Origin of the sequence: Streptomyces sp., from assembly GCF_036524955.1 — a bacterium.
Taxonomy (GTDB): Bacteria; Actinomycetota; Actinomycetes; order Streptomycetales; family Streptomycetaceae; genus Actinacidiphila.
This window is the reverse complement of sequence record NZ_DATDBG010000160.1, coordinates 26,115-34,350: the sequence shown is the minus strand read 5'-3', so window position 1 is coordinate 34,350 and position 8,236 is coordinate 26,115. Positions and strand designations below refer to the sequence as shown.

Annotated in this window: 4 protein-coding genes; 3 read left to right on the top strand and 1 reads right to left on the bottom strand. The window is 70.7% G+C overall.

Translation table 11 applies throughout. The annotated features are described in order from the left end of the window. Positions 1-68: 68 nt before the first annotated feature. Positions 69-1,067 (bottom strand): PAC2 family protein, encoded by a 999-nt coding sequence (locus VIW71_RS12930; protein WP_331622275.1) that lies wholly within the window; start codon positions 1,065-1,067, stop codon positions 69-71. Positions 1,068-1,897: 830 nt separating this feature from the next. Here VIW71_RS12930 and metH point away from each other — a divergent pair. The 3 genes from metH (at position 1,898) to VIW71_RS12915 (ending at position 8,210) form a co-directional block, all read left to right on the top strand. Further along, positions 1,898-5,434, top strand: a complete 3,537-nt coding sequence (gene metH / locus VIW71_RS12925) for a methionine synthase (RefSeq protein ID WP_331622274.1) — start codon at positions 1,898-1,900, stop codon at positions 5,432-5,434. 189 nt (positions 5,435-5,623) lie between these two features. Further along, complete coding sequence (locus tag VIW71_RS12920; protein ID WP_331622273.1) at positions 5,624-6,325, top strand: HAD family hydrolase; 702 nt, start codon at positions 5,624-5,626, stop codon at positions 6,323-6,325. 286 nt (positions 6,326-6,611) lie between these two features. Further along, a complete protein-coding gene (locus tag VIW71_RS12915; protein WP_331622272.1) occupies positions 6,612-8,210 on the top strand; it encodes an ABC transporter substrate-binding protein in 1,599 nt (532 codons plus the stop codon). Positions 8,211-8,236 lie beyond the last annotated feature (26 nt).

Genomic DNA, 8,236 nt, shown 5'->3' with positions numbered 1-8,236 from the left:
CGCCGCCGGAGAACTCCGGTCGGCGGGCGCCCCTGCCACGTTCCCCCGCGGATATCCGGCCGGGTCGGCTACTCGCCCGCGTCGTCCGCCTCCGGCGGGTCCTTCGCGACGCCGCCGCTGTCACCCGCGTCACCGCCGCCGCCGTCCGCGTCGCCGCGGGGCGGCTGCGGACGGTCGCGGAACTGGGGGACGCCGTCGCCGCCCTCGCTGGCGTAGCCGCCCGGCTGGGGGTCGCGGCGCCGCAGGTAGCGCTCGAACTCCTTGGCGATGGCCTCGCCCGACGCCTCGGGGAGCTCCGCGGTGTCCCGGGCCTCCTCCAGGGTCTGAACGTACTCGGCGACCTCGCTGTCCTCGGCGGCGAGCTGGTCCACGCCGACCTGCCAGGCGCGGGCGTCCTCGGGCAGCTCACCCTGCGGGATGCGCAGGTCGAGCAGGTCCTCAAGGCGGTTCAGCAGCGCCAGGGTGGCCTTGGGGTTGGGCGGCTGCGACACGTAGTGCGGGACCGCGGCCCACAGGCTGACCGCCGGGATGCCCGCGTGCGTGCAGGCCTCCTGGAGGATGCCGACGATGCCGGTGGGGCCCTCGTAGCGGGACTCCTCCAGGTTCAGCGCGGTGGCCAGATCCGGGTCGGAGGTGACCCCGGTGACCGGGACCGGCCGGGTGTGCGGGGTGTCGCCGAGCAGCGCGCCGAGCACCACGACCATCTCCACGCCCAGTTCGTGGGCGAAGCCCAGGATCTCGTTGCAGAACGACCGCCAGCGCATGCTCGGCTCGATGCCGCGGACCAGCACCAGGTCGCGTGGCTTGGGCGACTGGATACGGACCACGGACAGGCGGGTCGTCGGCCAGGTGATACGGCGCACCCCGGCGTCCATCCACACGGTCGGCCGGTTGACCTGGAAGTCGTAGTAGTCCTCGGCGTCGAGCGCCGCGAAGACCTCGCCCTTGAACTCCCGGTCCATATGGCCGACCGCGGTGGACGCGGCGTCCCCGGCGTCGTTCCAGCCCTCGAACGCGGCCACCATGACCGGGTCGATCAGCTCGGGAACCCCCTCGAGCTCGATCACCCAGCGCCTCCTTCCGGCCGGTGGGGGCGGTGCCGTCCCCGTTCCGGCTGCTGTCTTCTGCGTTCCTCAACGTGCGGCACCAGCCTACGGCGTACCGCGTCCGGTACCGCAGCCCCGGTGTGCGTCGGGCACCGCCCCGTTCCGTCCGCCGGAGGCGATGCGGTGGACGGCGGTGCCCCGACCGGGCGGGGCTGACGGCCCGCCCGGCCTCCTCGCGGAGCCGTACGCCCTGACGGCGGCGGGCCGAGCCCGGCGGACCGAGGGGCGTGGTGACTGACGTTCCCTCAACTCCGGACCGTCAGGCGGCGCGTCACCTCGTCGCGTACGTCCGGCGTGTCCAGGCCGCGGGTCGTGAGGGTGGTGCGGCGGCGGAAGGACGTCGTCCGCGTCGCGGGCCCACTCCTGGTCGCGGGCGAAGACGACCCGCGCCCGGATCTCCGGGGTGTCCGGGTGAGCGCGCCGGCGCCGTCTCCCGCGGCCTGGGGGCCGGGCTCTCCTCCAGGTCCGAGCCCCGGCCCCGGGCGCGGGTCGGGTCGAGCGCCTTCCCGGGACCGCCCGCCGGCAGCCGGAGGATCGCCGCCGCACGCTCCAGCGACCGGATCGGACCTGGCATCGGACGCACTCCAGGAGCGGAAGGCAGGACACCTCCGGCCGCGCCTCGGTCGACAGTGCCGACCTCCATCCTCTCCAGGGCGAGTGCGGCACCACCCGTCCGCCCTTCGGAATCCTTCGAGTCCGGTCGGCCCCGACGGTTACTCTGGCGGGGTGCGTGTCCTGTCCTCGGACAGGCGGCGCATAGCCGACAGCCGTCGCATCCCAAGGAGCACCCCATGGCCTTGCCGTCCCATTCGTCCGCCGTCCCCGCCAAATCCGCCGCAGCGTCAGCGGTTTCGGCTCGCGCCACCGCACTGCGGGAGGCACTCGCCTCCCGCGTCGTGGTCGCCGACGGCGCCATGGGCACCATGCTTCAGGCCCAGAACCCCACGCTGGACGACTTCCAGCAGCTCGAGGGCTGCAACGAGATCCTGAACCTGACCCGCCCCGACGTCGTGCGCTCGGTGCACGAGGCGTACTTCGCGGTCGGCGTGGACTGCGTGGAGACCAACACGTTCGGCGCGAACCACAGCGCCATGAGCGAGTACGACATCGCCGACCGGATCCACGAGCTGTCCGAGGCGGGCGCCCGGCTGGCCCGCGAGGTGGCGGACGACTTCGCCACCGACGGACGCCCCCGCTGGGTGCTCGGCTCGATCGGGCCCGGCACCAAACTCCCCACGCTGGGGCACGCGTCCTACCGGACGCTGCGTGACGGTTACCAGGCCAACGCGGCGGGTCTGATCGCCGGCGGCGCCGACGCGCTGGTCGTGGAGACCATGCAGGACCTGCTCCAGGTCAAGGCCGCCCTGGTCGGCGCCCGCCGGGCGATGAGCGAGGCCGGGGTGGACCTGCCGCTGATCTGCCAGGTCGCCGTCGAGACCACCGGCACCATGCTGCTCGGCTCGGAGATCGGCGCGGCCCTCACCGCGCTGGAACCGCTGGGCATCGACATGATCGGCCTGAACTGCTCCACCGGCCCGGCCGAGATGAGCGAGCACCTGCGCTACCTGACCCGCCACTCCCGCATCCCGCTGACCTGCATGCCCAACGCCGGGCTGCCCGTGCTCACCAAGGACGGCGCGCACTACCCGCTGACCCCCGCCGAACTCGCCGACGCCCACGAGGTGTTCGCCCGCGAGTACGGACTCGCCCTGGTCGGCGGCTGCTGCGGCACCACGCCCGAGCACCTGCGGCACCTGGTGGAGCGCGTCCAGGGCCAGGACCTCACTCCCCGCAACCCCCGGCCCGAGCCCGGCGCCGCCTCCCTCTACCAGACCGTCCCGTTCCGCCAGGACACCGCGTACCTGGCGATCGGCGAGCGCACCAACGCCAACGGCTCCAAGAAGTTCCGCGAGGCGCTGCTGGGCGGCCGCTGGGAGGACTGCGTGGAGATGGCCCGCGAGCAGATCCGCGAGGGCGCCCACCTGCTCGACCTGTGCGTGGACTACGTCGGCCGGGACGGCGCCGCCGACATGGCCGAGATCGCCGGCCGGTTCGCCACCGCCTCCACCCTGCCCATCGTGCTGGACTCCACCGAGGTGGACGTGCTCCAGGCCGGCCTGGAGAAGCTCGGCGGCCGGGCCGTACTGAACTCGGTCAACTACGAGGACGGCGACGGCCCCGACTCCCGGTTCGCCCGCGTCACCCGGCTCGCCGTCGAGCACGGCGCCGCGCTGATCGCGCTCACCATCGACGAGGAGGGGCAGGCCCGTACGGTGGAGAAGAAGGTGGCGATCGCCGAGCGGCTGATCGCCGACCTCACCGGAACCTGGGGCATCCACGAGTCCGACATCCTCATCGACTGCCTGACCTTCACCATCTGCACCGGCCAGGAGGAGTCGCGCAAGGACGGCATCGCCACCATCGAGGCGATCCGCGAGCTCAAGCGCCGCCACCCGGACGTACAGACCACGCTCGGCCTGTCCAACATCTCCTTCGGCCTCAACCCGGCCGCCCGCACCGTGCTCAACTCGGTCTTCCTCGACGAGTGCGTCAAGGCCGGGCTCGACTCGGCCATCGTGCACGCCGCCAAGATCCTGCCGATCGCCCGGATCGAGGAGGAGCAGCGCGAGACCGCCCTCGACCTGATCCACGACCGGCGCCGCGAGGGCTACGACCCGCTGCAACGGCTGATGGAACTGTTCGAGGGCGTCGACACCACGTCGATGAAGGCAGGCAGGGCCGAGGAGCTGGCGGCGCTGCCGCTGGAGGAGCGCCTGCAACGGCGGATCATCGACGGCGAGAAGAACGGCCTCACCGACGACCTGGAGGAGGCGCTGGCCCAGCGGCCCGCCCTGGACATCGTCAACGACACGCTGCTGGCCGGCATGAAGGTGGTCGGCGAACTGTTCGGCTCCGGCCAGATGCAGCTCCCTTTCGTGCTCCAGTCCGCCGAGGTGATGAAGAGCGCGGTCGCCCACCTGGAACCGCACATGGAGAAGACCGAGGACGGCGGTGGCAAGGGCACCATCGTGCTGGCCACCGTCCGCGGCGACGTGCACGACATCGGCAAGAACCTGGTCGACATCATCCTGACCAACAACGGCTACAACGTCGTCAACCTCGGCATCAAGCAGCCGGTCGCCGCGATCCTGGAGGCCGCCCAGGAGAACCGCGCCGACGTCATCGGCATGTCGGGACTGCTGGTGAAGTCCACCGTGATCATGAAGGAGAACCTGGAGGAGCTCAACCAGCGCGGCCTGGCCACCGACTACCCGGTGATCCTCGGCGGCGCCGCCCTCACCCGCGCCTACGTCGAGCAGGACCTGCACGAGATCTACCAGGGCGAGGTCCGCTACGCCCGGGACGCCTTCGAGGGCCTGCGGCTGATGGACGCGCTGGTCTCCGTCAAGCGCGGGGTGCCCGGCGCCGCGCTTCCCGAGCTCAAGGCGCGCAGGGTGGCCAGGCGGGAGCAGCCCGCCGAGGAGCCCGAGACCGGCCTCGGCCAGGTCAGGTCGGACGTCGCGGTGGACAACCCGGTGCCCGCCCCGCCGTTCTGGGGCAGCCGGGTCGTCAAGGGCATCCAGCTCGCCGACTACGCCTCGTGGCTGGACGAGGGCGCGTTGTTCAAGGGCCAGTGGGGCCTGAAGCAGTCCCGCACGACCGGGCCCACGTACGAGGAACTGGTCGAGACCGAGGGCCGGCCGCGGCTGCGCGGGCTGCTGACCCGCCTCCAGTCCGAGGGCCTGCTGGAGGCCGCCGTCACCTACGGTTACTACCCGTGTGTGTCCAAGGGCGACGACCTGATCGTGCTGCACGAGGACGGCACCGAGCGCACCCGGTTCACCTTCCCGCGGCAGCGGCGCGGCCGGCGGCTGTGCCTGGCGGACTTCTTCCGGCCGGAGGACTCCGGGCAGACCGATGTGGTCGGTTTCCAGGTCGTCACTGTCGGCAACCGGATCTCCGAGGCGGCCAACGAGCTGTTCGCCGCCGACTCCTACCGGGACTACCTGGAGCTGCACGGCCTGTCCGTGCAGCTCGCAGAGGCACTGGCCGAGTACTGGCACGCCCGGGTCCGCTCGGAGCTGGGCTTCGGGGCCGAGGACCCGCACGACATGGAGGACATGTTCGCGCTGAAGTACCGCGGCGCCCGCTTCTCGCTGGGCTACGGCGCCTGTCCCGACCTGGAGGACCGGGCCAAGATCGCCGCGCTGCTGGAGCCCGAGCGGATCGGCGTGAAGCTCTCCGAGGAGTTCCAGCTCCACCCCGAGCAGTCCACCGACGCAATTGTGATCCACCACCCGGAAGCGAAGTACTTCAACGCCCGTTGATCGGCCGTTCGGCTGGAGTTTCCCGCTCTTCGAGCGGGCCGCGGCGGGCCGACGTACAATTGACGGTCCGGCAGAGGCCGGTCGCCGTCCCGTATCGCGGGACGCGGCGACCGGCCTCTGTGCCCCCCGGAAACGGGCGCCCCCGCACCGCGAGGAGCCGGCCGACCCAGCAGTCGAGGAGTGGCGCGTATGACCAGCAGCATCTCCGTCGCCGACACCCGGATGGCGCACGGGCCCGCGCCGCGAGCCGTGCTCCTCGACCTGGACGGGACCCTGGTGGACACCGAGGGGATCTGGTGGGCGGCGGAGGCCGCGGTCTTCGCGGATCTCGGTCACGTGCTGGACGACGAGCACCGCTCGGTGGTGGTCGGCGGCCCGATGTCGCGCAGCGTCGGCCACCTGATGTCGGTGACCGGTACGACGGCCACGCTCGGCGAGCTCACGGTGTCGATCAACGAGCGGTTCGAGCAGCTCATCGAACGGGGTGCGCCGCTGATGCCGGGCGCCCGCCGGCTGCTGACCGAGCTGGCCGCGTACGGCATCCCCACCGCCCTGGTCTCCGCCTCGCACCGCCGCACCATCGACGCGATGCTCCGCACGCTCGGCCCCGAGCACTTCGCCTTCACCCTCGCCGGGGACGAGGTGACCCGCACCAAGCCGCACCCCGAGCCGTATCTGACCGCCGCCGCCAGGCTCGGCGCCGATCCGGCGGCCTGCGTGGTGGTCGAGGACACCCCCACCGGGGTCGCGTCCGCGGAGGCGGCCGGCTGCCAGGTGATCGCCGTCCCCTCGCTGGTCCCGATCGAGTCGGGTCCCGGCCGTACGGTCGTCGGTTCGCTGGAAGAGCTCAGCGTGCCTTTTCTGCGCTCTTTGAATACACGCATTCACTGAGCGTGTGTGCCGGGGAAATCACACCGGCCGTGCCGTCGTCTTTTGACACCCTGTTGGTGCTGATCACAAGCATTCTCGGTATCGTCACCGAAGCATGCGCGCGGGATGTGCTGGATTACCTGCGGCTGGCCGCGCGATGACGCATCGGCAGCCGACCGCGCAGCCATCCCGGCGCTCAGTCCGTTCCCCGGAAAACCGGTGTGCGGGCGCCGGTTCGGCGTGGCTGTGCGGGCGCACGGCGAGAACCACCACCGATACGGAGCAGGGACAAGGAGACCGACCACAGATGAACCGCAAGCTTCTGGCGCTGCCCGCCCTGCTGGGCGTGATGACACCCGTGATCACCGGGTGCGGCGGCTCCGGCGGAGGGAGCGGCGACAGTGGCAAACCCATCGTCGTCGGCACCACCGACAGCATCGAGCTCACCAAGGACAACCCCGCCCCGCTCGACCCGGCGGCCTCGTACGACAGCGCCACCTGGAACATCTTCTACAACACCTTCCAGATGCTGCTCACCTACCAGCGCGGCACCACCACTCCCACCCCGGACGCGGCCACCGAGTGCCATTACACCGACGCCTCCGGGCTGGCATATCAGTGCAAGATGCGAGAGGGCGCGAAGTTCTCCAACGGCCACGCGCTGACTTCGGAGGATGTGAAGTTCTCCGTCGACCGGATGCAGAAGATCAACTTCACTGCCGGTCCGGCGTCCCTGATATCCGGCGTGAAGTCGGTGACGGCGCCCGATGAGAAGACCGTCGTCTTCCACCTCAGCGCGCAGGACGCCACCTTCCCGGCCAAGCTTGCCACCCCCGCCGCCGCCATCGTCGACAGCGAGGTGTATTCCGCCACCAAGCCGTACGAAGGCTTCAAACTCGTCGGCTCCGGCCCCTATACGCTCGACTCCTTCGTACAGGGCAAGGGCGGCACGTTCACCCGGAACCCGAACTACGACGGCATCCTCAAGCTCCACAACAGCAAGGTCTCGCTGAAGCTGTTCGGGGACTCCAAGGCCATGGAGAACGCCCTCAAGCTGGGCACCGTGGATGTCATGTCCAGGACGCTGGCGCCCAGCCAGATCAGCCGGCTGCTGGCGAGCACCGACCAGACCGTCAAGCTCACCGAGGCACCCGGCGGCGAGGCCCGCTACCTGTTCCTCAACACCGGCGCCCCCGGCCTGCGGAACAAGGCCGTACGGCAGGCCATCGCCCGGGTCATCGACCGCCAGGCCATCACCCGCGACGTGTACCGGCGCACCGCCAGCCCGCTGTACTCGGTCGTGCCCCAGGGCATCACCGCGCACGTCAACTCGTACTTCAACGTCTACGGCGACCCGAGCGTGGCCAAGGCCCGGAAGACCCTGCGCCAGGCCGGCATCACCGAGAAGGTGCCGCTGACCATCAACTTCCGCCGCGACAACGGCGGCACCAGCAACCGCGCCGAGGCCGAGGCGATCAAGCGGCAGCTCGACGCCAGCGGGCTCTTCGACGTCACCGTCAAGAGCGAGCAGTGGAACGCCTTCCTGAAGGCGGCGTCCGAGGGTAAGTACCAGATCTTCGCCATCAGTTGGCTGCCGGACTTCCCGGACCCCGACAACTACCTCGCGCCCTTCTTCGACAAGGACAACTTCCTCAACCTGCCGTACCAGAGCCGGCAGATCCAGGACGTCCTCCTGCCGGAGACCCGCCGTCAGGCCCAACGCAGCACGGCGAGCGACTCCTTCGGGGCCGCTCAGCAGATCATCGCCCAGGACGTACCGATGCTGCCGCTGTGGCAGGGCAAGCAGTACATGGCCTCCCGCAGCGACATCACCGGCGTCGAGTGGGCGCTCAACTCCTCCACCACCACGCAGTTCTGGGAGCTCGGGCGTGGTGTAGCGGGTTGACCGTTCCGTACGGACAAGGGAGATCG